Annotated in this window: 21 protein-coding genes; 8 read left to right on the plus strand and 13 right to left on the minus strand. The window is 60.5% G+C overall.

Translation table 11 applies throughout. The features are described 5' to 3' along the window. Nucleotides 1-107 precede the first annotated feature (107 nt). The 9 genes from A7D21_RS03315 to A7D21_RS03355 all read right to left on the minus strand — a co-directional run bounded on the left by A7D21_RS03315 (nt 108) and on the right by A7D21_RS03355 (nt 11,521). Nucleotides 108-1,037: a ketoacyl-ACP synthase III gene (locus A7D21_RS03315; RefSeq protein WP_053257317.1), complete on the minus strand. Its 930-nt coding sequence runs from the start codon at nt 1,035-1,037 to the stop codon at nt 108-110. Nucleotides 1,038-1,313: 276 nt separating this feature from the next. Next, a complete protein-coding gene (locus A7D21_RS03320; protein WP_069551061.1) occupies nt 1,314-2,897 on the minus strand; it encodes a flagellar hook-associated protein 3 in 1,584 nt (527 codons plus the stop codon). Nucleotides 2,898-2,911: 14 nt separating this feature from the next. Further along, the gene (flgK, locus tag A7D21_RS03325) at nt 2,912-4,948 is read right to left on the minus strand and encodes a flagellar hook-associated protein FlgK (RefSeq protein ID WP_053257319.1); all 2,037 of its coding nucleotides are present in this window, start codon (nt 4,946-4,948) and stop codon (nt 2,912-2,914) included. A 10-nt stretch (nt 4,949-4,958) separates the two neighbouring features. Further along, nucleotides 4,959-6,218 carry a flagellar assembly peptidoglycan hydrolase FlgJ gene (gene flgJ, locus A7D21_RS03330; RefSeq protein ID WP_053257320.1) on the minus strand — a complete coding sequence of 420 codons (1,260 nt, stop codon included), beginning with the start codon at nt 6,216-6,218 and terminating at the stop codon, nt 4,959-4,961. Between the two features lie 10 nt (nt 6,219-6,228). Further along, entirely contained in the window at nt 6,229-7,317 is a 1,089-nt protein-coding gene (locus A7D21_RS03335; RefSeq protein ID WP_162232029.1) for a flagellar basal body P-ring protein FlgI, read from the minus strand. Between the two features lie 27 nt (nt 7,318-7,344). After that, a complete protein-coding gene (gene flgH / locus A7D21_RS03340) occupies nt 7,345-8,040 on the minus strand; it encodes a flagellar basal body L-ring protein FlgH (protein WP_053257322.1) in 696 nt (231 codons plus the stop codon). A gap of 53 nt (nt 8,041-8,093) precedes the next feature. Continuing rightward, nucleotides 8,094-8,879 (minus strand): flagellar basal-body rod protein FlgG, encoded by a 786-nt coding sequence (gene flgG, locus A7D21_RS03345; RefSeq protein WP_053257323.1) that lies wholly within the window; start codon nt 8,877-8,879, stop codon nt 8,094-8,096. A 69-nt stretch (nt 8,880-8,948) separates the two neighbouring features. Then, nucleotides 8,949-9,689, minus strand: coding sequence for a flagellar basal body rod protein FlgF (locus tag A7D21_RS03350; RefSeq protein ID WP_053257324.1), 741 nt, complete (start codon nt 9,687-9,689; stop codon nt 8,949-8,951). 269 nt (nt 9,690-9,958) lie between these two features. Next, nucleotides 9,959-11,521 (minus strand): sigma-54-dependent transcriptional regulator, encoded by a 1,563-nt coding sequence (locus A7D21_RS03355; protein WP_053257325.1) that lies wholly within the window; start codon nt 11,519-11,521, stop codon nt 9,959-9,961. Nucleotides 11,522-11,779: 258 nt separating this feature from the next. On the opposite strand from A7D21_RS03355, the gene phhA reads away from it, so the two are divergent. The 3 genes from phhA to A7D21_RS03370 all read left to right on the plus strand — a co-directional run bounded on the left by phhA (nt 11,780) and on the right by A7D21_RS03370 (nt 14,225). Beyond that, the gene (gene phhA, locus A7D21_RS03360; protein ID WP_069551062.1) at nt 11,780-12,571 is read left to right on the plus strand and encodes a phenylalanine 4-monooxygenase; all 792 of its coding nucleotides are present in this window, start codon (nt 11,780-11,782) and stop codon (nt 12,569-12,571) included. A gap of 104 nt (nt 12,572-12,675) precedes the next feature. Beyond that, the gene (locus A7D21_RS03365; protein ID WP_017134918.1) at nt 12,676-13,032 is read left to right on the plus strand and encodes a 4a-hydroxytetrahydrobiopterin dehydratase; all 357 of its coding nucleotides are present in this window, start codon (nt 12,676-12,678) and stop codon (nt 13,030-13,032) included. After that, entirely contained in the window at nt 13,032-14,225 is a 1,194-nt protein-coding gene (locus A7D21_RS03370; protein ID WP_069551063.1) for an amino acid aminotransferase, read from the plus strand. Before A7D21_RS03365 ends, A7D21_RS03370 begins: the two co-directional genes overlap by 1 nt. A 124-nt stretch (nt 14,226-14,349) precedes the next feature. Here the strand turns inward: A7D21_RS03370 and A7D21_RS03375 are convergent, their stop codons facing one another. Continuing rightward, the gene (locus A7D21_RS03375; RefSeq protein ID WP_053257328.1) at nt 14,350-15,159 is read right to left on the minus strand and encodes a UDP-2,3-diacylglucosamine diphosphatase; all 810 of its coding nucleotides are present in this window, start codon (nt 15,157-15,159) and stop codon (nt 14,350-14,352) included. A gap of 137 nt (nt 15,160-15,296) precedes the next feature. Here A7D21_RS03375 and A7D21_RS03380 point away from each other — a divergent pair, with 137 nt between their 5' ends. Both A7D21_RS03380 and A7D21_RS03385 read left to right on the plus strand, forming a co-directional pair. Beyond that, a complete protein-coding gene (locus A7D21_RS03380; protein WP_069551064.1) occupies nt 15,297-16,046 on the plus strand; it encodes an AraC family transcriptional regulator in 750 nt (249 codons plus the stop codon). 99 nt (nt 16,047-16,145) lie between these two features. Then, a complete protein-coding gene (locus A7D21_RS03385; protein WP_069551065.1) occupies nt 16,146-17,030 on the plus strand; it encodes a DMT family transporter in 885 nt (294 codons plus the stop codon). Between the two features lie 3 nt (nt 17,031-17,033). Here A7D21_RS03385 and A7D21_RS03390 read toward each other — a convergent pair whose 3' ends face one another. Beyond that, a complete protein-coding gene (locus A7D21_RS03390; RefSeq protein ID WP_053257331.1) occupies nt 17,034-17,321 on the minus strand; it encodes a SelT/SelW/SelH family protein in 288 nt (95 codons plus the stop codon). Between the two features lie 83 nt (nt 17,322-17,404). On the opposite strand from A7D21_RS03390, the gene A7D21_RS03395 reads away from it, so the two are divergent. Beyond that, nucleotides 17,405-19,594, plus strand: a complete 2,190-nt coding sequence (locus A7D21_RS03395; RefSeq protein ID WP_069551066.1) for a patatin-like phospholipase family protein — start codon at nt 17,405-17,407, stop codon at nt 19,592-19,594. Between the two features lie 87 nt (nt 19,595-19,681). Here the strand turns inward: A7D21_RS03395 and A7D21_RS03400 are convergent, their stop codons facing one another. Next, on the minus strand, nt 19,682-20,116 hold the full coding sequence (locus A7D21_RS03400) for a MarR family transcriptional regulator (protein ID WP_053257333.1): 435 nt from the start codon (nt 20,114-20,116) through the stop codon (nt 19,682-19,684). 121 nt (nt 20,117-20,237) lie between these two features. Further along, nucleotides 20,238-22,364 carry a DNA helicase RecQ gene (gene recQ / locus A7D21_RS03405; protein WP_053258024.1) on the minus strand — a complete coding sequence of 709 codons (2,127 nt, stop codon included), beginning with the start codon at nt 22,362-22,364 and terminating at the stop codon, nt 20,238-20,240. Between the two features lie 276 nt (nt 22,365-22,640). Here recQ and A7D21_RS03410 point away from each other — a divergent pair, with 276 nt between their 5' ends. Together A7D21_RS03410 and A7D21_RS03415 are read left to right on the plus strand one after the other, a co-directional pair. Next, on the plus strand, nt 22,641-23,228 hold the full coding sequence (locus tag A7D21_RS03410) for a YecA family protein (RefSeq protein ID WP_053257334.1): 588 nt from the start codon (nt 22,641-22,643) through the stop codon (nt 23,226-23,228). 20 nt (nt 23,229-23,248) lie between these two features. After that, nucleotides 23,249-23,632: a YbaN family protein gene (locus A7D21_RS03415; protein ID WP_053257335.1), complete on the plus strand. Its 384-nt coding sequence runs from the start codon at nt 23,249-23,251 to the stop codon at nt 23,630-23,632. The last annotated feature ends 133 nt before the right edge of the window (nt 23,633-23,765 follow it).

Genomic DNA, 23,765 nt, shown 5'->3' on the forward strand with positions numbered 1-23,765 from the left:
CGTTTACGATAGCTCAATGCCCAACAAATGCTGGGTTTCTGGCGCCAAATAAAAAACGCCCAGGCTTTTTCAAGCCTGGGCGTTTTTTTGTGCAACCTATCAAGGCATCACGGACGATAGAGAATCGCCGAACCCCACGACAGGCCTACACCGAACCCGCTGATGGCAACCCGCTTCCAGTCGCCGTCGATCATGTGCTTTTCCAGCAGCAGCGGAATGCTCGAAGACACGGTGTTGCCGGTCTCGACCATGTCCTTGATGAACTTCTCCACGGGCGCATCTTCGAAACGCCGCGCGACGGCGTCGACAATCGCCGCACTGCCTTGGTGGATGCAGAACGCGTCGATTTCGTCAGCCTTGAGGTCAGACTCGTTGAGCAGCTCGTGCAAATGCGCCGGCACCTTGAGCAACGCGAAGTTGAACACCTGGCGGCCGTTCATGAAAAACACGCCGTCGCTGACCTTCAAGTGCGGCGCGCCGGACCCGTCGGTACCGAACTTCGATTTGCCCAGCAACCAAGGCGCGTCTTCACCCATCCAGGTGGCGGTGGCGGCATCGCCGAACAGCATGGTGGTGTTGCGGTCTTCCGGGTCGACGATCTTCGAATACGGGTCGGCGGTGATCAGCAGGCCGTTTTTCAGGCCGGTGGCTTCCATGAAGCCCTTCATCGCATAGATGCCGTAGACGTAACCGGAGCAGCCCAGGGAAATATCAAACGCAGCCACATGGGTCGGCAGGCCCAGCTTGTCCTGGACGATGGCGGCGGTGTGGGGCAAACCCTCTTCGTCGCCGTTTTGCGTCACAACGATCAGCGCGTCGATGGATTCGCGCTTCAAATCCGGGTTAGCCGCAAACAACGCGTTGACTGCCTCGACACACAGATCAGAGGTTTCCTGCGCAGCATCCTTGCGCGGCAGGAACGCCGAACCGATCTTGCCGATGATGAAATCTTCATCCTTGGCGAATTTGGCGCCCTGGGCGTAGTTATCAACCCCGTCTGCTGGCACGTAACTGGCGATGCTTTTTATGCCAATCATTGTGGCTTCCCAATACTAAATAGCTGGATAACACCCCTCGGGCTACGCCGGGAGCGCTGACAATAAAGGGGGTAACCCCATAAAAATTCGCTAAAAGCCGCCGCGTAAAGACCCGACGACGACTTATCCTTTTCACACGATACAGTGAAGATGCGCTTTATGACTCACAGGTCACTCAATTTTGTGCGCTTTGTGCAAAACCCTGCAACATTCCCGGCAGCAGAAACGACAACGGCCCAGCCTGTTTCCAGGCTGGGCCGCTGGTGCTAGCGCCGATTACATCCGGCTGAACAGGCTCAACTGGGAGATTTTCACGAAGGCCAGTTGCGAGGCTTGCAGCATAGTCTGTTGCAAAGTCAGGTCAATGGCAGCCTGGCCCATATCGACGTTGGCCAGCGATGACATGGTAGAGGTGTTGGCCAAGCCCAGGCTGGTGTTTTCCTGGCCTTGAATATCCAGCGCATTCTGGCGCGCACCAATCGAACCACGCACCTGGTCAATCTGCGCCGAAGCGTTGGTCAGGTTGCCGATGGTGGTGTTCAACACGTCTTTGAGGTTGTTCTTGGCGACCTGGTTGCCATCCGCCGGGACCAGCAAGGCCTTGCGCAGTTGGCCCAAGGTATCCAGGGCGTTCATATTTTTGTTGCTGGTGGCACCGATGGAAAACTGATCACCCGCCCCTGGCGTACCGCTCACATCGAACGTCACCCCGGCAGCGGTAATCGACGTCGCGCCGGTGGCCATGGTGCCCGAGGCAATCGACTTGCTGTTCGGCGTGTACGGCTGGGCATACACATCGTAGGCATTGCCGCTGGTGAACTTGATCACCGCACCCGAGTTGGGAAAAGTACTGGCGTAGGTCGGCTGATCCGTGACCCGGCCGCCGGTCAGTTGCGCCGTGGACGGGTTGCTGGCCGTACGCGAGCTGCTGAACGTGTCCGGCTTGCTTTCCAGGGTGAACGCCTTGCCCGTCACCAATGCATCCGCAGGCGCACCCGAGGCGACATCCGGCCCCAGGTTCAAGCTGATATCGAATTTCACGCCGCGCAGGTTGACGCTCGAAGCGCCTTCCTTGGTGGAGTCAAACGTGCCGTTACCGGTGATCTCGGCGGTAACGTCATTACCGTCCTTGTCGCTCACGCTGTATTGGGTGCTGCTGGAGAAGGTCAATTTATAGGGCTGACCATCGGAAAAACTCTTGGTGTAAGCGGTGCCGGAAGTGATCAGGCCCGCCGAGATCGCGACCTTGCCGTCATTCACCGCAGGCGGCAACAGGGTGGCCTGGGTGCGGCCGGTGTTGGAAGAACTCTCAAGCAAGGTCTTGCCCGTATCTCCCGCAGAGACCGTCAGGTTGCTCGACACTTGCAGGCTCAGCGGCGTCTCATCACCCTGGTAGGTGTAGGTGCCATCGTTGTTACGGCTGTAGGGCGGCGTGTCGGTCTTGGTCCCGGAAAACATGTAGTTGCCGCTGGAGTCCTTGGTGTTGAGCAGGCCCAACACCTGGTCTTCAAGCGCGCCTATCTGGCTCGCGATCGCCTTGCGGTCATCATCGCTGAGGTTGAGATTACCGGCCTGCAATGCCAGGCCCTGCGCGCTTTGCAGGGTGGTGTTGATGCTCGCCAGGACACTTTCTTCGTTGGTCAGCGAGTTTTGCAAGCTCGTGATATTGCCGTTGTACTGCCCCAGCATGTCTTTCTGTTGTTGCAGCAGTAACAATTGGGCGGCGGCTACCGGGTCATCCGAGGCGGTCTGCACACGCACACCGGAACTCGCCTGGTCCTGGGCCTTCACCACACCCGAATAGTTATCCTGATACTTACTGGAGCTGGTGTCGAAATACTGCTGTGTAGAGATACGCATCGTTCCAGACTCCTTTAAAGGGCGTTAATCAGTGTGCTGAAGGTTTCTTGCGCAGCCTTGATGATCTGCGACGATGCGGTGTAGTACTGCTGGAACTTGATCATGTCGCCCGCTTCCTCATCCAGGTTGACCTGGGACACCGAGTTGCTGGCCGCCTTGTTCGCCGCCAGCAAGGCGCCGGTGGCGGTGCTGTCGGTGTTGGCCTGGGCTGCCTTGGAGCCCACTTGCGACACCAGCCGGCTATTGGCACTGACCAGGCTCACGCCTGCGTTGCCATCCACCGCGCCGACCGTCGCTTTCGTCTGCAACCCCAACAATTGCTGGGCGTTGCGGCCATCGGAGGTCGCGCCGCTATTGAACGAAAAGGTCGTGCTGTCGCCATTGGCGGGCGCACCGGACACCGTGGTATCAAAGCTGAAGCTCTTGCCTGGAATCAACGTGCCAGTCGCATCGCGCATCGGCACATTGACGGTGACCTTGTTGCCCTGCCCCGGGATGATGCTGCCGGTGCCGATTGCGTTGCCCTGGGCGTCGTTGACCGTGTAGGACTGGGTGCCGTCTGCCGCAGGCTTGCCGAACACCATCTTCACCGGCATCGAGTTTTCAATCCCGGCACGCAATTGCGCAGTGGCGGCGCCGCCGTTGATATCAATCGGCACGGTCAAGGTCGGTTGCGTAAACGCGCCGGTGCCGGTGTTGGTTTTGCTGGCATTTCCCGCCAACGGCGCAGCGAATGCAAGTTTGTTCGGGTCTTTGAGATCGACACCAATGTTGCTCGCCCCTGTGGCGGTCGGGCTGACCTTGAAGCTGTCACCGGCAGCGACCGGCCCCTTGCCATTCAAGGCCAGGGTGAACCCGTCGATCACCGGCGGCGGTGTGGTGGTGGTGTCGAACGAGCCCATGGCTTTGCCATCGGAACGCACCACGTTGTACTGGTTGCCGCTGGTAAAGGTGACTTTGTAGTCGAAGGTCGACAGCTTGCTGCTGTCGGCAATTGTCACGTTCAGGTTGCCGGAGCCTGCGCTGTTGCCCGAGGCGGCCTGGCTACGCTGAGCAATCGCTGCGGCACTGTTGATGTCGCTGAACAGCGAAGAACCGAAATCGCTATTGAGGTCCAAACCCTGACCCAACTGGCTGTTGACGCTGTCCGCCGTGGCGATGGCGATGCGGCCCAGGTCGTTGATGGCCGGCATCAGCGCATCACTGCGGTAACGCAACAAGCCGCCAATGCTGCCGCCGGAAACCACATTACCGATGTCCATGGGTGTGTCGCCCATGTTCAGCTGGATAGTGTACTGGCTGTTGTCGGTCTTGCTGGGCACGGCTGAAATCGTGTTGGCGACATTACCCTCGACGAGCGACTGACCGGTGCCGGTGGTGATGCTGACCTGGCCGTTCTTCTCGGTGGCCGTGACACCAATCAGTTCGTTGAGCGAACGTACCGCCTCGTTACGCGCATCCAGCAGATTGGCCGGCGCGGTGGTCGAGGTGCCTTGCGCCTGGGAAATCTGCCCGTTCAGCGACGCAATCGACGACGTCAGCTTGTTGACCTGATCGCTCATGGTGGTCAACTGGGCGTTGATGCCTTCTTTCTGCTGAGTCAATTGCGTGGAAATCGCGTTGAAACGGTTGCTCAAGGTCTGCGCGCTGGTCACCAGCAGTTGGCGTGCCGACACATCGCTGGGGTTTGCCGCGGCAGTCTGCAGGGAGGCAAAAAACGCGCTGAGCACCGCAGACATGCCGGTGGACTTGTCCGACAGGGTCTTGTCAATCGCAGCGGCCTGGCCTGCATAGGCAGTGGCATCGCTATTGAGCGCCGTGCTGCTCTGATAGGCGGCGCCCAAAAAATCGTTATAAATGCGGCGCACATCCGCCAGCGTGGTGCCGCTGCCGATAAACACACCGCCATAGGGGTTGCTGGCATTGGCGTTCTGAGTGGTCTGCTGACGCGAGTATCCCGGGGTGTTGACGTTGGCAATGTTGTTACTCAAGACCGACAGCGATCCTTGAGCGGCGTTGAGCCCTGACATCCCGATACTGAGCAAACTCATGATTCAGACCTTATAAATGTGTGGTAGCGCCAGCGGCTGCGTAATTCTGGTAACTGTTCATCGTTTTGGCGATCTGCGAAATCTTGCTGGCGTAAGCCGGGTCGGTTGCATAACCGGCTTTCTGCAACTCGCGTACAAACTGCTCCGGGTTGTCGGCTGATTTCACAACTTCTTTATAGCGATCATTGCTTTGCAGCAGTGTCACCAGGTCATGGAAGCTGTCCTGGTAAGAGTTATAGGAACGGAAATGCGCCGTCTCCTTGACCATCGCCCCATCGCGAAACTCACTGGTGATTGCGCGGGCCTGGGCCCCCTGCCAACTCTGCCCGGCCTTGATACCGAACAGGTTGTGGCTGCTGCTGCCGTCTTCGGCGCGCATCACCGACTTACCCCAACCGGTTTCCAGTGCGGCCTGGGCCACCAGGTACTTCGGATCAACACCGATACGCGCGGCGGCCGCCTTGGCCATCGGCAGCATGGTCGCGACAAATTCATCCTGCGAGCTGAAGGCCTTCTTCGCCGGTGCCAAGGGTGGCTGGGCAACAGCGCGCCCATAAACTTGCATGCGCCCGCTCGGTACGGCAAAGCTGCGCGCCGAGCTGTTGATCACCGTGTCGGCGGCGACACTGTTACGCAGTGGCGCGCTTGCCGGAGTGGTAGTAGCGGCAGCGTTTGGCACGATGCCAACGAGCAGGCGATCCGTCAGCTTGCTTGGCAAGGAGATACGGCGCTGGTTCATCAGCGCCACGTCGTTGGCATGGCTGTTGGTGCCTTCAGGCACCGCCACCCGGAACGCCCACAGAGGCCGCTGCCCGTTGGAGCGACCCAGCGGCCCATTCGCCTGGGTACCCGCCGCGATTTCCGTCGGCACGTCCACTTTCTTGACCGGCTCGGCAGCCGCCGGGCCCTGCAAGGTAGCGGCCTGGGCATCCACCGGTTTGTTCTTCTGCATCTGCCGCATCAGCACGTCGGCCAAGCCGATACCGCCGCCTTCGCGGGACATCGAGACCGCCAGCTGCTGGTCGTACATTTCTTGATATTGCTTGGCCGCCGGGGTGTTCAGCGGGTTGTCCTTGCCCAGGGCCTCGGTCGCCGAGCGCATGGACTTGAGCATCTCGCTCAAGAACAACGACTCGAACTCCTGGGCCACTTTGCGCATGTTGCCATCGCTGTTCTTGTCGGCACCGACCTTGAGCTGGTTAAGCCGGTTCAAGTCGGAGTAAGACCCCGAGTCCGCCGTGCTGCTGATCCCACTCTTGCGCATGTCCATGGCGATGGCCTCAGATCACAATCAGGTCGGCTTGCAAAGCGCCGGCCTGTTTCAAAGCTTCGAGGATCGCCATCAAGTCGCCTGGGGCCGCGCCCACCTGATTCACCGCGCGGACAATCTCGTCCAGGGTGGTGCCGGGGCCGAACTTGAACATCGGCTTGGCTTCTTGCTGAGCGTTGACCCGCGAGCGGGGCACTACCGCCGTCTGGCCATTGGACAATGGCCCAGGCTGGCTGACGATGGGGTCTTCGGTGATGGTCACGGTCAGGCTGCCATGGGTCACTGCTGCCGGCGACACTTTGACGTTCTGGCCGATCACGATGGTGCCGGTACGCGAGTTGATGATGACCTTGGCCACCGCCTGGCCCGGGTCGACCTCAAGGTTTTCCAGGATCGACAAGTAATCGACACGCTGGCTTGGGTCCAACGGTGCGGTCACACGGATCGAGCCGCCATCGATAGCCTGCGCCACACCTGGGCCGAGCATGTCGTTGATCTTGTCGACCACGCGCTTGGCAGTGGTGAAGTCGGAACGGTTGAGGTTCAACGTCAGGCTATTGCCCTGGTTGAAACCGCTGGGCACGGTGCGCTCCACCATGGCGCCACCAGGAATCCGTCCGGCAGACGGCACGTTCACGGTAATTTTCGAGCCGTCACGGCCCTCGGCATCAAACCCGCCCACCACCAGGTTGCCCTGGGCGATGGCATAGACGTTACCGTCGATACCCTTGAGCGGCGTCATCAACAGCGTGCCGCCGCGCAGGCTTTTCGAGTTACCGATCGACGATACGGTGATGTCCACCACCTGGCCCGGCTTGGCAAACGCCGGCAAGTCAGCACTGATGGACACGGCGGCGACGTTTTTCAGCTGCACGTTGCCTGAGCCCGCCGGCACCTTGATGCCGAACTGCGACAGCATGTTATTGAAGGTCTGCAGGGTGAACGGGGTCTGGGTGGTCTGGTCACCCGTGCCATTGAGCCCGACCACCAGGCCGTAACCGATCAACTGGTTGGAACGCACACCGGAAATGCTCGCGATGTCCTTGAGGCGTTCGGCCTGGGCGACAGCGCTTAAGGAAAGCAGGAGTGCCGCCGCCATCAGCTGTTTGAATTTCAAAGTGGTCACCTAGAAAGGGAACAGCGGGCTAAGGAAGAAACGGTCGAACCAGCCCGGCTGACTGGCATCAGCAAACGAACCTGTACCCGAGTAGGTAATGCGTGCATCGGCAATGCGTGTCGACGGCACGGTGTTGTCAGTGGCAATGTCATCGGCCCGCACCATCCCGGCAATACGCACCAACTCATCACCGGTATTGAGGGTCATCCACTTCTCGCCACGGATGGCGATAATGCCGTTGGGCAACACATCCGCGACGGTCACGGTGATCGAACCGGTGAGACTGTTACCCTGCCCTGCCGCGCTCTTGCCATTGGTGGCGCGGTCGCCGCTGTAGCCGGCACTCAAGCTCAGGTCACCACTGCCCAACGGGTTATTGGTATTGGGGACGGCACCGAACAACGAGGTCAGGCCAATGCCCGTCTTGCTGGTCTTGCCCACCTGCGAGTTGGCGTTTTTGCTGGCTTGGGTTTTCTCGTTCAGGGTGATGGTGATGATGTCACCCACGCGGAACGCCTTGCGGTCGCTGTACAGGTTCTGTTCGAAACCGGCCTGGTAAATCGAGCCATTGTTGGCCGCCGCAGGCAACGGCGTGCGCGGCAGCACCGGCGCGTAGTACGGGTCATTGGGTTTTGGCGTCGGGGCGACACAGCCCGCGAGCACGGCGATCCCACTCAATGCCAGAACAGAAACATAGCGATTCATGACCCTTACCTCACGGTGTTGCAGGCGCCGTCGAAGGCGCCCCATAGACTTGATTACAGATTCTGCGTTACGAACGAAAGCATCTGGTCGGCGGTGGAAATCACCTTGGAGTTCATCTCGTAGGCGCGCTGGGTGGTGATCATGTTGACCATCTCCTCAACCGTGCTGACGTTGGAGGTTTCCAGGGTGCTTTGCAGGGTGGTGCCGAAACCGTTCAGGCCAGGGGTGCCGATTTGCGGCGCGCCACTGGAAGCGGTTTCCAGGAACAGGTTGTTACCGATGGCTTGCAGGCCGGCCGGGTTGATGAAGTCGGCGGTTTGCAGGTTGCCGATCACTTGCGAAGCCGGGTTGCCGGCCACGGTGATCGACACGGTGCCGTCGTTGCCGACGGTGAAGGTCTGGGCGTTGGCGGGCACGACGATTGCCGGCTCCAAGGCAAAGCCGTTGGCGGTCACGACCTGGCCATTGGCGTCCAGGTGGAACGTGCCGTCACGGGTGTAGGTGGTGGTGCCGTCCGGTTGCAGGATCTGGAAGAAACCTTTGCCGTTGATGGCCATGTCCAGCGGCTGCCCGGTTTGCTGCAGGTTACCGGCAGTGAAGTTCTTCTGGGTGCCAACGATTTGCACACCGGTACCCAGTTGCAGGCCCGACGGCAGCTCGCTGTCCTGAGTCGACTGGGCGCCTGGCTGGCGCTTGATCTGATAGAGCAAGTCCTGGAACTCGGCGCGGTCACGTTTGAAGCCCGTGGTCGATACGTTCGCCAAGTTGTTGGAAATGGTCGTCAGGTTGGTGTCCTGGGCGGACAAACCTGTTTTGGCAACCCATAGAGCCGGAAGCATGCTGTTCTCCTTCGTGCGCCTGTTTGTTGGCGCTGCGCTGCAAAATTAGTGTTCAGTCAGGGACGGCTATCAGCTCATCGCCAATACGCGGGTCATGGCCTGGTCGTCTTCTTTGGCGCTGTTCATCATCTTGATGTGCAGCTCGAACTGCTTGGAAAGCGACAGCACAGCGGTCATTTCTTCAACGGCATTGACGTTGCTCGCCTGCAGGAAGCCCGAGGTCAACTTCACGTTCGCGTCGGCCTGGGCCGGCTGGCCATCCTTGGTGTGGATGGTGCCGTCCAGACCTTTGGTCATGTTCTTGAGGTCCGGCTGGACCAGCTTGATGCGGTCCACTTCAGCCATCACCCGTGGGCCTTCGCCCATGGCGCGGATGCTGATGGTGCCGTCGGCACCCACTTCGATTTTTTGCTGGGGCGGCACCGCAATCGGGCCACCGTTGCCCATGATCGGCATGCCGTTACCGGCACGCAGCACGCCCAACGCATCGACGTTCATGCTGGCGCTGCGTACGTAGGCTTCGCTGCCATCCGGGGTTTGCACGGCCATCCAGCCATTGCCGTTAACCGCCACATCGAGGTCACGACCGGTTTCGATCATCGCGCCCGGGGAGAAATCGGTGGCCGGCCGTTCGGTCATCGCAAACGCACGCGCCGGAAAGCTGTCACCAAACACCGGCATCGAACGCGCCTGCTCAAGGTCACGCTGGAAACCGTTGGTGGAGATGTTCGCCAGATTGTTGGCATGGGCCTTCTGCGCCAGTGCATTCTGGCTGGCGCCGGTCATTGCCACATAAAGGTACTTGTCCACGCTCTATCCTCTTTCTGACGGACGCTTGCCGCCCACCGTTGTACTGATGAGGCTTAAGCAATTTGCGAACCAACTTTCAAAAAGACAGGAAAGTCCAGGCAGCGCGGGGGTTTGCGGGCAGGCAGGAGGATTTCAAGGCCTGGAGAGAGTCGAAAAAACGGCGGACTACTGCCGCCTGCGGCAAGCACAGGCCTTGAAGATGACAAATAACAAATGCGGGAGCTGGCTTGCCTGCTCCCACAGTTTTAAACCGTGTTTAGCCTGGTGCCTTATTTATCGCCCTTAAGAATGCCGTAATCACGCAATTTATTGGCGATGGTGGTGTGGGACACACCGAGGCGCTTGCCTAACTGACGGCTGCTCGGGTGCTCGGCATACAAGGCTTCCAGTACTGCTTTTTCGAAACGCCCGACGATGTTGTCCAACCCGCCCTCCAACGAAAAATCGCCAAGCGGCTGACGCACCCCGTAATCCGGCAAGCGAATATGCTCCGCCTTGACCGTGCCGCCCTCGCACAACGACACCGCCTGAAACAGCACGTTTTCCAACTGCCGCACATTACCCGGCCAATGGTAATGACTGAGTCGATCCATGGCCGCCGGTGCCAACTTGGGCAGTGGGCAACCAATCTGCCGGCTGGCTTGATCGAGAAAATGCTCAACCAGCGGCGCCAAACCATCCAGGCATTCACGCAAGGGTGGGATGTGCAACGACAGCACATTCAGGCGGTGATACAGGTCTTGGCGAAACTCACCCCGGGCGCACAGTTCGGACAAATCGACCTGAGTGGCGCAGATCACGCGCACATCCAGATAGACCTCCTCGTCGCTGCCCACTCGGCGAAAGCAACCGTCCTGCAGAAAACGCAGCAACTTCACCTGCAACCGCGCGCTCATTTCCCCCACGCCATCGAGAAACAACGTACCGCCCGCCGTGAGTTCCAGCAGCCCGAGCTTGCCTTCCGCACGGGCGCCTTCGAACGCGCCAGGGCCATAACCAAACAGTTCGGTCTCCGCCATCGACTCTGGCAGCCCGGCGCAGTTGAGTGCCATCAACGGCGATTGCCCACGTGGGCTGGCCAGGTGGCAGGCGCGCGCCAGCAACTCTTTGCCAGTGCCGGTTTCGCCTTCTATTAATAGCGGCGCATCCAAGGGCGCCATGCGCCGTGCCTCACGAACCACCGCCGCCATGACCTTGGAGCTCTGGAAAATACTGTCGAAACCGCGCAGCTCCTGCTTGCGCACATTGTAGATACGCTCCCCCACCCGGTCAGCGCGGTGCAGGGTCAGCACCGCGCCGGCCATGGCTTCACTGTCATCGTGCTCGGAAGATTGCAGCGGCGCGATGTCCGCCAGGAATACGTCGCCCTTGACCTTGACCCGCAAGCCGTTGATCCGCGACTTGCTCGCGCGCACCAGCTCCGGCAGGTCGAAGTCCTCGGCATAACGCGACAATGGAATCCCCGGCACCTCGTCGACCCGCACCCCGAGCAACTGCGCCGCCGCACGGTTGGCGGCGACGATGGAGCCGCCCATGTCGATGGACAGCACCGGAAACTCCAGCGCACCGAGCAACGCGTTGAGCTCCATATGCCGACGCTCGCTGGGCATCAGCCCTACTCGTTTGACACCAAAAACCCCGGCAATCGCTTCGAATTGCGGGCGCAATGCCTGGAACTGCATGTTCACCAGGTTGGGGCAAAACAGGTAAATCGCGTTGCCATGCTCACCGCCCACTTCGCCTTTGGCGACGTTGACGCCGTACTCCACCAACAGGTTGAGGATGTCCCGCAGGATGCCGATGCGGTTCTGGCAGTGCACTTTGATACGCATGAAAAGGCCCGAAAGGTGGGAAGGCGCCGCGTCTTTTTGCCGCTGGGCGCAGATAGTCGTCAAGATTATGTGACAGTGCGTGCACTTTTCACAGCCCAAGACACAGAAGACCCGCACGATCGTAACGAATACTTTACGAAATTCAGTAACTTTTCCTACAGGGTTAGGCCAGAGCCGGATGGAATCCGCCGTCTTCCGCGTTATCAATAGGGCATACGCCGCACATAACAAGAACGAATGCCTAAGCAGGAGAGCCGTATGAAGCAGACGCAATACGTGGCCCGCGAGCCCGATGCGCAAGGTTTTATCCACTACCCGCCAGAAGAACATGCGGTGTGGAACACCCTGATCACTCGCCAGCTGAAAGTCATCGAAGGTCGCGCCTGCCAGGAATACCTGGACGGCATCGACAAGCTCGGCCTGCCTCTGGACCGCATTCCGCAACTGGGTGAAATCAACCAAGTGCTGGCCGAAACCACCGGCTGGCAAGTTGCCCGCGTGCCGGCGCTGATCCCCTTCCAGACCTTCTTCGAATTGCTCGCCAGCAAACAGTTTCCCGTGGCGACCTTTATTCGTACCCGTGAAGAACTGGACTACCTGCAAGAGCCGGATATTTTCCACGAGATCTTCGGCCACTGCCCGCTGCTGACCAACCCCTGGTTTGCCGAATTCACCCACACCTACGGCAAGCTCGGCCTGGCAGCAACCAAGGAACAACGGGTGTACCTGGCGCGCCTGTACTGGATGACCATCGAGTTTGGCCTGGTGGATACGCCGCAAGGTCGGCGCATCTACGGTGGCGGCATTTTGTCGTCGCCCAAGGAGAGCGTGTATTGCCTGTCGGATGAGCCCGAGCATCAAGCCTTCGACCCGCTGGAAGCCATGCGCACGCCGTACCGTATCGACATCCTGCAACCGCTGTACTTCGTACTGCCCGAGCTCAAGCGCCTGTTCGAAGTGGCGCAGGAAGACATCATGGGCATGGTCGAGCGCGGGATGCAGTTGGGGCTTCACGCCCCCAAATTCCCACCCAAACCCAAAGCGGCGTGAACCTTAGGTTTTGAGGCCAGGTGAGTCTGTTCCCCGGCCCCGCGTTGCTTTAGGGTGACGCTACTGACGACCGTTTTTCAAACACTCGAATTCAGGACACACACATGACCACCTTGAACCAAGCCCACTGCGAAGCCTGCCGCGCCGACGCCCCGCAAGTCAGCGACGAAGAGCTGCCGGTACTGATCAAGCAGATTCCCGACTGGAACATCGAAGTCCGCGACGGCGTGATGCAGCTGGAAAAAGTTTTCCTGTTCAAGAATTTCAAATTCGCCCTGGCCTTTACCAACGCCATGGGTGAAATCTCCGAAGCCGAAGGCCACCACCCAGGCTTGCTCACCGAGTGGGGCAAAGTCACCGTGACCTGGTGGAGCCACTCGATCAAGGGCCTGCACCGCAACGACTTCATCATGGCCGCGCGCACCGACGAAGTGGCCAAGGACGCCGAGGGCCGCAAGTAATGCATTTCGATGCCATTGGCCGCGTGCCCGGCGACCCCATCCTGGGCTTGATGGACCTGTATGCCCAGGACAGCAACCCGAACAAATTCGACCTGGGCGTGGGCGTCTATAAGGATGACCAGGGCCTGACACCGATTCCGCATTCGGTAAAACTCGCCGAACAGCGCCTGGTCGACACTCAAACCACCAAAACCTACATCGGCGGGCACGGCAACGCGGCGTTCGGCACGTTGATCAGCGAACTGGTGCTTGGCGCCGATTCAGTGTTGATCCGCGAACGCCGTGCCGGTGCGACCCAGACCCCGGGCGGCACCGGCGCCCTGCGCCTGAGCGCCGACTTTATCGCCCACAGCCTGCCCGGCCGTGGCGTGTGGTTGAGCAACCCGACCTGGCCGATCCACGAAACCATCTTCGCCAAGGCCGGCCTGAAGGTCAGCCATTACCCGTACGTGGGTGCGGACAACCGCCTGGACGTGGCAGCGATGCTGGCGACGCTCTCCACAGTACCGAAGGGCGATGTGGTGTTGCTGCACGCGTGCTGCCACAACCCGACCGGCTTCGACCTGTCCCAGGATGACTGGCGCCAAGTGTTGAAAATCGTGCGCGAGCGCCAACTGCTGCCGTTGATCGACTTTGCTTACCAGGGCTTCGGCGACGGTCTGGAGCAGGACGCATGGGCGGTACGGCTGCTGGCAGCCGAACTGCCGGAAGTGCTGATCACCAGTTCCTGCTCGAAAAACTTCGGACTGTACCGCGACCGTGTGGGTGCATTGATCGTGTGTGCGGCAGATGCCGAAAAACTCACGGACGTGCGCAGCCAACTGGCCAATATCGCGCGTAACTTGTGGTCGACACCGCCGGATCATGGCGCCGCAGTGGTCGCGACCATCCTCGGCGATGCCGCGCTCAAGCAGGTATGGAGCGGCGAAGTCGAAGCCATGCGTTCGCGGATTGCACAGTTGCGCTCCGGGTTGGTGGAGGCGCTGGCGCCACACGGGTTGGCCGAACGGTTTGCGCACATCGGTGCGCAGCGCGGGATGTTTTCCTATACCGGCCTGAGTGCCGAGCAGGTGAAACACCTGCGGGAGAAGCACAGCGTGTACATGGTCAGTTCGGGGCGCGCTAACGTCGCAGGTATCGATGCGACACGCTTGAGCCTGCTCGCACAGGCGATCGCCGACGTTTCCAACTGAAGCGACCGCAAGTAAATGCAGAAGCGGGCTCGCTCGCGAATGCGGTAAATCAGTCGTCAGATGCATTGACTGACACACTGCATTCGCGAGCGAGCCCGCTCTCACATTTGGATCGCGCCCGGCTTTAGCCCGCGACCATTTCAGCTTTTAGCTGTGCCTCTTTTGCCTGCGCATCCGCCAACCGATACAACTCGATATGCCCATCCCAATGCTCGATCAATGCCGTGCATGACTCCACCCAATCCCCGCAGTTGAGGTAATCCACCTCACCGACCTTACGAATCTCCGCATGGTGGATATGCCCACAGACCACGCCATGCAGTTCACGCTTGGTCACTTCGTGGGCGATCGCCTCTTCGAAATCACTGATAAAGCTCACCGCCGTTTTGACCTTGTGCTTGAGGTACGCCGACAGCGACCAGTAGCCATAGCCATAGCGCGCACGCCAGTGATTGAGCCAGCGGTTCAACGTGAGGGTGAACTCGTAAGCCGAGTCACCGAGAAATGCCAACCAGCGGTGGTAACGGGTGATTACATCGAATTGGTCGCCGTGGATCACCAGCAGGTGGCGACCATCAGCGGTGACGTGCACCGCCTCGTCCACCAACTGGATATTGCCCAGGATCAGCTTGGAATAACGGCGTAGAAATTCGTCATGGTTGCCGGTGACATAAATCACCTCGGTGCCGCGCTTGGCCATGGTCAGCAGCCGGCGGATCACGTTGGTGTGGGCCTGGGGCCAATACATGCCGCCGCGCATCTTCCAGCCGTCGATGATATCGCCGACCAGGTACACCTTGTCGGCGTGGTAACCCTTGAGGAACTGCGAAAGGTGCTCGGCCTGGCAATCCCGGGTGCCCAGGTGCACGTCGGAAATCCACAGGGTCCGCACCCGTTGCTTACGGCTGGGCTTAACGAATTCGGCACTGGTCATGGGCGTCCCTCGACGGTGTTTTCGCGAGCTTGCACCCTTGCGATTAATAGCCCATGACAGACCTGCGTCAGTCTGATGACAGCGCTCGCCTGCCGCAAAGCGTTGTAGACTGGCGCCATGCTGCCCAGGAGACCGCGATGAGACCGACCCTCACGCTGCGCCACTACATCGAAGCCCCCCTCGCCCACAGCCATGACCATGCGCAGTTGGTGTTCGGCCTGTCCGGGCACCTGGACCTGGAAGTCGACGGCCGTGGCAGCCAGGTGCACGAAAGCAGCGTGATGGTGCTGCCGTTCTCCGCCCACCATACCTGCGGCAGTCGCGACGGCAGCCGCTGCCTGGTGCTGGATGTGCCCACCGAACACTGGGTGGTGCAATCCCTGGGCGAACATGCCGACGCCAGCCGCCGCCTGCTCGATCAACCGGCGCGCCTGGCTCTGGATTCCCGGCAAAGCCAGTTGGTGCAATGGCTGGCGCACAGCCCGGTGGATGATCCGCTGATCGTCCAGCAAGGCGCGGTGTTGTTACTGGCCAGCCTTAACCACCCGCTGGCCCGCCCGATGCAGGGCAAGCGCCTGCCCTATGCGGCATTCAACGCCCACATCGAGCGGCACGCGGCGCGCCCGCTGCAGGTTGCCGACCTTGCGCGGATCGCCGAGCTCTCAGTGCCGCGCCTGCATGCACGCTTCATGGCAGAGTGCGGACAAACGCCGATGGACTATCTACGCAGCCGTCGTTTGCACATGGCGCTCGGGCTTTTACGTGAGACTGCCCTGGCCATTGGCGAGATCGCCGCACGTGTCGGCTATGCCTCGCAGAGCGCATTCTCTGCGGCCATGCTGCGCGAATTCGGCGCCTCACCCGGCGCGTTGCGTCGGGCCGCCTGACAAGAGCCCTGCGTTAATCATCGCGAGCGTCGCGACAGACACCAGCGCCCTCGACCCTCTAGACTGCGACGCTGACACCCCGTTGGTTCAAGGATCGCAATGACTCCCCGTTCAGCCCTCGGCGCCCTGCATATCGGCGCATTGATGTTTGGCCTTACCGGCGTATTCGGCAAGCTGGCGGCCGCCTCGCCCGCCACCATTGTGTTTGGCCGCGCCGCCTTTGCCGTGCTTGCCCTGGCGGTGTTTGCGCGATTCGCCAGCAATACCCCCTGGAAACAGCTGCAGATGCGCGACTGGCGTCGGCTGCTGGTCAGCGGCGTGTTGCTGGCGGCGCACTGGGTGACTTTCTTCATTGCGGTCAAAGTCGCCGGGGTCGCCGTCGCCACGCTCGGCTTTACCGCATTCCCGGCCTTTACGGTGATGCTCGAAGGGCTGATCTTCCGCGAGCGCATTCGCGCCAATGAAATCCTGCTGGTGGTACTGGTCAGCATCGGCCTGGTGCTGGTGACGCCGGACTTCAACCTCGCCAGTGCAGCCACCGGCGGCTTGCTGTGGGGCATTGTCTCTGGGCTATTGTTTTCACTGCTGTCGCTGAACAATCGCGCCAGTTCCGGGCGCATTCCGGCGGTGCAGGCAGCGCTGTGCCAGAACGTTGTAGTTGCGGCCTGCCTGTTGCCCTTGGCCGCGCCGGGGCTGGCGCAGGTGCGGGCCATCGACTGGTTGTGGATCGGGCTGTTGGGGGTTTTCTGTACCGGCCTGGCCCACAGCCTGTTTGTCGCCAGCCTCGCCGTGATCAAGGCACGTACGGCGTCGGTGGTGTTTGCCATGGAGCCGGTCTACGGCATCACTGCGGCGTGGCTGCTGTTTGCCGAAACCCCGACGTTGCGCATGCTGCTGGGGGGCGCACTGATCATCATCGCCATCGTACTGTCGGGGTTGATGGGCAGTGCCAGCCAGGCCAAACAGCCCGCTGCAACCGCATGACCTTCACGCGTTTCGATCGTTGTGGCCCAAATCCCGCTGCGGGTCGATCTGATCGCGTACGCGCTGTTTAAGCACCTTGGCTTCCGGGAAACCACCGTCGGCCTTGCGCTCCCAGATCTGCACGCCGTCACAGGTGATGCGAAACGCGCCACCGGTGGCGGGTTCCAGCGTCACGCGCGCCAAGTCGTCGCAGAACGTGCTCAACAACTCCTGGGCCAGCCACGCGGCGCGCAGCAGCCACTGGCACTGGGTGCAATACGTAATGACGATCTCGGGTTTGCTTGCAGACATAATTTGAGAGGTTCCTGGCATAACAGGCTGGGAGGATCGAGTGGCTATAATACCGGCCTTTATCGCCCAGCCCGAGATACATGATGCGCCGCCTGTTGTCCTGCCTTTTCCTGTGCCTGCTGCCACTCCTTGCCAACGCCGTGGAAACACCCCGCCCGAAAATCGGCCTGGTGTTGTCCGGCGGCGCCGCCCGTGGCCTGGCGCATATAGGCGTGCTCAAGGCCCTGGAAGAGCAAGGTATTCAGATCGATGCCATTGCCGGCACCAGCATGGGCGCGGTGATTGGCGGTTTATACGCCTCGGGCTACAAGATAGATGAGCTGGAAAAGCTCGCGCTGAATATCGATTGGCAGCAGGCGTTGTCCGATGCGCCACCGCGGGAGGATGTGCCGTTTCGACGCAAACAGGATGACCGGGATTTCCTGGTCAAACAAAAACTCAGTTTCCGCGACGACGGCAGTCTGGGCCTGCCGCTCGGCGTGATCCAGGGCCAGAACCTGGCTCTGCTGCTGGAAAGCATGTTCGCGCACGCCAGCAACACGCGTAATTTCGACAAACTGCCGATCCCGTTCCGCGCAGTGGCCACCGACATCACCACCGGCGAAAAAGTCGTGTTCAACAAAGGCCACCTGCCTCAGGTCATCCGCGCCAGCATGTCGATCCCCGCCGTGTTTGCCCCGGTGGAGCTGGACGGGCGGCTGCTGGTGGACGGCGGCATGACCGACAATATCCCGCTGGATGTAGCCCGGGAGATGGGTGTCGACATTGCTATCGTGGTGGATATCGGTACGCCTCTGCGTTCACGCAAACAACTGGCGACCGTCGTCGACGTGCTCAACCAGTCCATCACCCTGATGACCCGGCGCAATTCCGAGGAGCAACTCAAGGCCCTGCATCCGAAGGACGTGCTGATCCAGCCGCCCCTGGCCGCCTATGGCGTGACGGACTTTGGCCGCGCCAAGGACATGATCGACGCCGGCTACCGCGCCACCCGCGCGCTCGATATACGCCTGGCACACCTGCGCCCCGCCGAACCGGTCGACCCGCAACTGGTGGAGGCGCGCACCCCGGGCGAACGCACGCCGATCATCACTGCGATCAACGTGGAGAACGACTCAAAAGTCAGCGATGACGTGATCCGCTATTACATCCGCCAAACCCTGGGCGAGCCGCTGAACCTGGACCGCCTGCAAACCGACATGGGCACGTTGTACGGCTTGGATTACTTCGAGCAGGTGCAATACCGCGTGGTGAAAAAAGGCCGCGAGAACACCCTGGTCATCAGCGCACGCGGCAAACGCAGCGGCACCGATTATTTGCGCCTGGGCCTCAGCCTGTCGGATGACATGCGCGGCGCCAGTGCCTACAACCTCGGTGCCAGTTACCGCATGAACGGCATTAACCGTCTCGGCGCCGAATGGCTGACACGGGTGCAGATTGGTGACCGTCAGGAACTGTACAGCGAGTTCTTCCAGCCACTGGATGTGGGCTCACGCTACTTCGTCGCGCCTTATCTCAGTGCTCAGGCGCAGAACGTTGATCTGGTTCTGGACAGCGACCCCATCGCCGAATATCGCCTGGAACGCTACGGTTTTGGCCTGAATGTGGGGCGCCAGATTGGTAACAACGGCGAAATTCGCTTCGGCGTCGGCGAAGCCTGGGGCAAGGCAGATGTGCGCATTGGCGAGCGCGACCTGCCAAGCGTGAGCTTCAGCGAGGGCTTCTATGAGCTGAAATACTCCTTCGACTCGCTGGACAACGTGTACTTCCCCCACTCCGGCGAAGACATTGGCCTGGCCTTCCGCGAGTTCGCACCCGGCCTGGGCTCGGACCAACGCTACCGCCAATGGGAGTTCAAGCTGGATAAGGCCATGAGCCACGGCCCGGACACGTTGATACTGGGCGGGCGCTACGGGCGCACGCTGGATAAATCCGACGTGGTGATTTCCAGCTTCCTGCTGGGCGGTGCGCGGCAATTATCGGGCTTTCGCGAAGACTCGATCTCGGGGCAGAACATTGCGCTGATGCGGGCGGTGTACTACCGCCGGCTGACACCGCGCTCGTACCTGCCACTGGATTTCCCGCTGTACCTCGGCGCTTCGCTGGAACGCGGGCGGGCGTGGAACAACGACAATCAGTTCGACAGTGGGTATATCAACGCCGCGAGTATTTTCCTCGGGTTTGATACGCCGCTGGGGCCGCTGAATTTCAGCTATGGGTTCAATGATGATAAGCAGCAGGCGGTGTACCTGAACCTGGGCCAGACCTTCTAGAGCCCGGCACACATCGAATGTGGGAGGCGCCTGTGCGGTGAGCAGGCTCGCCACAACGACCCTGCCCGGCATCAGTCAGGCGCTACCTCAGGGCTTTTCCAGATTCGCCAAAATATGCCCGTGGACTCGCATGCACACGCGCAAATCCTCTTCATCCACGCCCACAAACAGTTCATGGCGCAAGGCCGTGGCAATGGTTTCAATCTGTTCGATCAGAGGGCGGGCGGTGTCACACAGCAGAATGCGCTTGGCACGCCGGTCTTCCAGTACGGCTTGGCGTTGCACCAGGCCTTGGCCTTCCAGGCTGTCGAGCAGGCGTGCCAGGGTCGGGCCTTCTACCCCGACACTTTGTGCCAACTCACGTTGGGTCGGTGCTTCCTCGAAACGGGCCAGGTGCAATAGCACCAGCCAACGTGCCTGGGACAAGCCCAAGCCCGCCAAACGGCGGTCCAGCTCGGCGCGCCAACCTCGGGACATTTGCGCCAACTGCATGCCAAAGCGGTGTTGATCGGTTAAAGGCATAAAAAACTCGTGATTTAGACTGAAAATAAAGTATGGCTAATTATTAGTCAGCTAAGCATGAGCCATGCCATGAGGCAAGAGTTGCTATGTACTGATTCGTTACATTGTCGTAATTGGCACATTAAATTTCGAATTCCGACTGCAAAGCGGCACGCACGCAGTACAAAACCCCTTCCGGAACACGCCCGGTAAACAACGGCGCGATCTCCGCAACAGGTGGCAGTTCGCCTTCTCCGTCGAGGAATGCGTCCTGGATTTCGCCGAGCAGATCTTCCGGCAAATCAAGGGCCTGCTCCAGCGACAACTGCTGCTTGCCAATGGATTCAGCCAGCAAGGTGTAGACGTTTTTCTCCGAGCATTGCAGTTGGCCGGCGATCTGGATCGGGGTCATGCCGGCACGCGCCAGGCTGATCAGTTCGTGGCGAATATCGGCAACTTCCTTCGGCGCTTCGGCCTGGCCGCCGAGCACTTCGAGGAAGGCCTGCCCGTAGCGCTCCAGCTTGCGCGCACCGACGCCGCTGACCCGGGCCATTTCGGCCATCGTGGTCGGCTGCTCGCGCAGCATCTCCAGCAAGGTCGAGTCGGGGAAAATAACGTAAGGCGGCACACTGTGCTCTTGCGCCAATTTGCGCCGCAAGGTGCGCAAGGCTTCCCACTGCTCGCGCTCTTCGCCACGCACCAGCTGGCTGGCCTGGCTGGTGCTGCTTTTGGCGGTGGTCTGCGGCTTGAGGTCGCGACGCAGCTCAAGGCTCACTTCGCCCTTGAGCAGCGGCCGACAACTGTCGTTCAGGCGCAGGCCGCCATAACCTTCCAGGTCGATATCCACCAAGCCGCGCGCGACCATCTGCCGGAACAGTGACCGCCACTCACCTTCTGCACGGGCCTTACCGACGCCGTAGACCGAGAGTTTTTCGTGGCCGAAGCTGCGCACCTTTTCGTTGTCCTTGCCCAGCAATACATCCACCAGATGGCCAACGCCATAACGCTGGCCGGTGCGGTAGATGGCCGAAAGGGCCTGACGTGCCGGCTCGGTGGCGTCCCAGGTCTGCACGCCATCCACGCAGTTGTCGCAGTGGCCGCACGGCTCGGGCATGTCCTCGTCAAAGTACGCCAGTAATGTTTGACGGCGGCAGCGGGTCTCTTCGCACAATGACAGCATGGCGTCGAGCTTGTGCTGCTCAAGGCGCTTGTGGCGCTCATCGCCTTCAGAGTTCTGCAGCATCTGCTTGAGCATCACCACGTCTTGCAGGCCATAGACCATCCAGGCATCTGCGGGCAAGCCATCACGGCCGGCGCGACCGGTCTCCTGGTAGTACGCCTCAAGGGATTTGGGCAGGTCCATGTGCGCCACAAAACGCACGTTGGATTTGTCGATGCCCATGCCGAAGGCGATGGTCGCGACCATGATCAGGCCTTCCTCGTTGAGGAAGCGTTTCTGGTGCGCGGAGCGCGTTTCATTCGGCAGGCCCGCGTGGTACGGCAGCGCCGGGTAGCCTTGCTCACAGAGGAACGCGGCCACTTCATCCACCTTCTTGCGCGACAGGCAATACACGATGCCCGCATCACTGCGCCGCTCGGACAGGAACGCCAGCAACTGCTTGCGCGGCTGCTCCTTGGGCACGATGCGGTAGAAAATATTCGGTCGGTCGAAGCTCGACAGGAAGCGCTCGGCATTCTGCAAATGCAGGCGCTCGACGATTTCTTCACGGGTCCGTTTGTCGGCGGTGGCAGTCAGCGCAATACGCGGCACGTCAGGGAACAGCTCGGCCAACTGGCCCAGTTGCAGATATTCGCGACGGAAATCGTGGCCCCATTGCGACACGCAGTGGGCTTCGTCGATGGCGAACAGCGCGATCTCCAGGCTCTGCAAAAAAGCCAGCATGCGCGGCTGCACCAGACGCTCGGGGGCCAGGTACAGCATCTTCACTTCACCGCGCTTGATTCGCGCCGCCAGGTCGCGCTGTTGCTCGGCACTGAGGGTGGAGTTCAAGGACGCCGCGGCAACGCCGAGTTCCTCAAGGGTGGCAACCTGATCGTCCATCAACGCAATCAGCGGCGACACCACCACGGCCAAGCCGTTACGCAACAGGGCCGGCACCTGGAAGCACAGCGATTTACCACCGCCGGTAGGCATCAGGACCAGGGCATCCCCGCCACTGGCCACGCGCTCAATGATCGCACCCTGGCGGCCACGAAAACTGTCGTAGCCGAAGATGTCCTTGAGGACGCGTTGAGCCTGCTCGAGCATGTAAAACTCCAAAATGGTGCCGAAATCCCTCTGTACAGGCTGGCCGAAAAAACGCGGGGTCACGGGAAATAATCCGTAAGCGAAGTTTTCTCGGATTGGCGCTTGGCCTGCAGGGGCATCACAAAACGCGGCAGTATACCCGAGCGTTACCTCGCACAGGGCGCCACTGACGAATAGCGGCCGCTATCTAAAACCTGGCAAATATGCAGTGTGGCTGGCCTGGGCGCTCAAGAAAGCCTAGAATTCAGCATCGTTTATTCCCAAGGTAGTCCTTCAATGTCCTTCGCTGAGCAACTAACCCGCCTGCAAGCCTTCCTCGACGCCGATGAGCTGCATGACGAGGCGCTGGACTACGTGGCCGCTCACGGCTACCTGACCGCCCTGTCGATTTGCTCCGAAGTCGTGCCTGACCGTGAATGGATCGACGCGTTGTTCGCCGAAGAACCTCACTACGCCGACGCCGCCCAGCGTGAGGAAATCGAATCCACCCTGCTGGCCCTCAAGGCCCACATCGGTCGCCAATTGGCTGCCGATGAGGAATTCGAACTGCCCTGCGACCTCGACCTGGGCGAAGAGCCGGATGATTCCGACCTGCGCGGCTGGTGCATCGGGTTCATGGAAGGGGTGTTCCTGCGCGAAGCCGCCTGGTTCGAAACCGCCGAAGAAGAAGTCAGCGAAATGCTGCTGCCGATCATGGTCGGTTCGGGCCTGTTCGATGACCAGCCGGAATTCTCCGACATCGCCGCCGACGCCAACCTGATGGACGACATGATCGTCCAGATCCCGGAAGCCCTGACCGCCTTGTACCTGCTGTGCAACGCACCTGACGAAAAACCGGCGATCCTCAAGCCACGTCACCACTGAGTCGTTTGCCCGTGGCACCCATGGGCAATCGCTCGCTGCTCCTGCGTTACGGGCTGCTGGCCATCGGCTGGCTGAGCGTAGCGCTGGGGGTTGTCGGCATTTTCCTACCGGTATTGCCGACCACGCCCTTCCTCTTGCTCGCCGCCGCCTGCTTCGCTCGAAGCTCCCCACGTTTCTACCACTGGCTGGTGGAACACCCGCGCCTGGGCCCATGGATCAAAGACTACTTGGACGGCAATGGTATTCCGCTCAAGGGCAAGGTCTATGCAATCGGCTTGATGTGGCTGAGCATCGGTTTCTCCTGTTACCTGGTGCCACTGCCGTGGGCTCGCGGCTTTATGCTGACCAGTGCCGTTCTGGTAACGCTCTATATCTTGCGCCAGAAAACCTTGCCACCGCGATAACGGTGGGCGCTGCCCTGTGTGGGAGACGGGTTTGCCCGCCAGAGCCTAAACACGACCTTGGTCGACACTGACTAACCCCGAGCATCATGCGAGACTGTCCAACCGGGCCTGGAATGCCCGGGTGTTCTTACGC

Origin of the sequence: Pseudomonas sp. AP19 (genome assembly GCF_001728855.1) — a bacterium.
Lineage (GTDB): Bacteria > Pseudomonadota > Gammaproteobacteria > Pseudomonadales > Pseudomonadaceae > Aquipseudomonas > Aquipseudomonas fluorescens.

Coding starts and splice junctions, on each gene's coding strand:
- A7D21_RS03315 (WP_053257317.1), bottom strand. CDS start 1,037: ATGATTGGCATAAAAAGCATCGCCAGTTACGTGCCAGCAGACGGGGTT.
- A7D21_RS03320 (WP_069551061.1), bottom strand. CDS start 2,897: ATGCGTATCTCTACACAGCAGTATTTCGACACCAGCTCCAGTAAGTAT.
- flgK (WP_053257319.1), bottom strand. CDS start 4,948: ATGAGTTTGCTCAGTATCGGGATGTCAGGGCTCAACGCCGCTCAAGGA.
- flgJ (WP_053257320.1), bottom strand. CDS start 6,218: ATGGACATGCGCAAGAGTGGGATCAGCAGCACGGCGGACTCGGGGTCT.
- A7D21_RS03335 (WP_162232029.1), bottom strand. CDS start 7,317: ATGGCGGCGGCACTCCTGCTTTCCTTAAGCGCTGTCGCCCAGGCCGAA.
- flgH (WP_053257322.1), bottom strand. CDS start 8,040: ATGAATCGCTATGTTTCTGTTCTGGCATTGAGTGGGATCGCCGTGCTC.
- flgG (WP_053257323.1), bottom strand. CDS start 8,879: ATGCTTCCGGCTCTATGGGTTGCCAAAACAGGTTTGTCCGCCCAGGAC.
- A7D21_RS03355 (WP_053257325.1), bottom strand. CDS start 11,521: ATGCGTATCAAAGTGCACTGCCAGAACCGCATCGGCATCCTGCGGGAC.
- phhA (WP_069551062.1), top strand. CDS start 11,780: ATGAAGCAGACGCAATACGTGGCCCGCGAGCCCGATGCGCAAGGTTTT.
- A7D21_RS03365 (WP_017134918.1), top strand. CDS start 12,676: ATGACCACCTTGAACCAAGCCCACTGCGAAGCCTGCCGCGCCGACGCC.
- A7D21_RS03370 (WP_069551063.1), top strand. CDS start 13,032: ATGCATTTCGATGCCATTGGCCGCGTGCCCGGCGACCCCATCCTGGGC.
- A7D21_RS03375 (WP_053257328.1), bottom strand. CDS start 15,159: ATGACCAGTGCCGAATTCGTTAAGCCCAGCCGTAAGCAACGGGTGCGG.
- A7D21_RS03380 (WP_069551064.1), top strand. CDS start 15,297: ATGAGACCGACCCTCACGCTGCGCCACTACATCGAAGCCCCCCTCGCC.
- A7D21_RS03385 (WP_069551065.1), top strand. CDS start 16,146: ATGACTCCCCGTTCAGCCCTCGGCGCCCTGCATATCGGCGCATTGATG.
- A7D21_RS03390 (WP_053257331.1), bottom strand. CDS start 17,321: ATGTCTGCAAGCAAACCCGAGATCGTCATTACGTATTGCACCCAGTGC.
- A7D21_RS03395 (WP_069551066.1), top strand. CDS start 17,405: ATGCGCCGCCTGTTGTCCTGCCTTTTCCTGTGCCTGCTGCCACTCCTT.
- A7D21_RS03400 (WP_053257333.1), bottom strand. CDS start 20,116: ATGCCTTTAACCGATCAACACCGCTTTGGCATGCAGTTGGCGCAAATG.
- recQ (WP_053258024.1), bottom strand. CDS start 22,364: ATGCTCGAGCAGGCTCAACGCGTCCTCAAGGACATCTTCGGCTACGAC.
- A7D21_RS03410 (WP_053257334.1), top strand. CDS start 22,641: ATGTCCTTCGCTGAGCAACTAACCCGCCTGCAAGCCTTCCTCGACGCC.
- A7D21_RS03415 (WP_053257335.1), top strand. CDS start 23,249: ATGGGCAATCGCTCGCTGCTCCTGCGTTACGGGCTGCTGGCCATCGGC.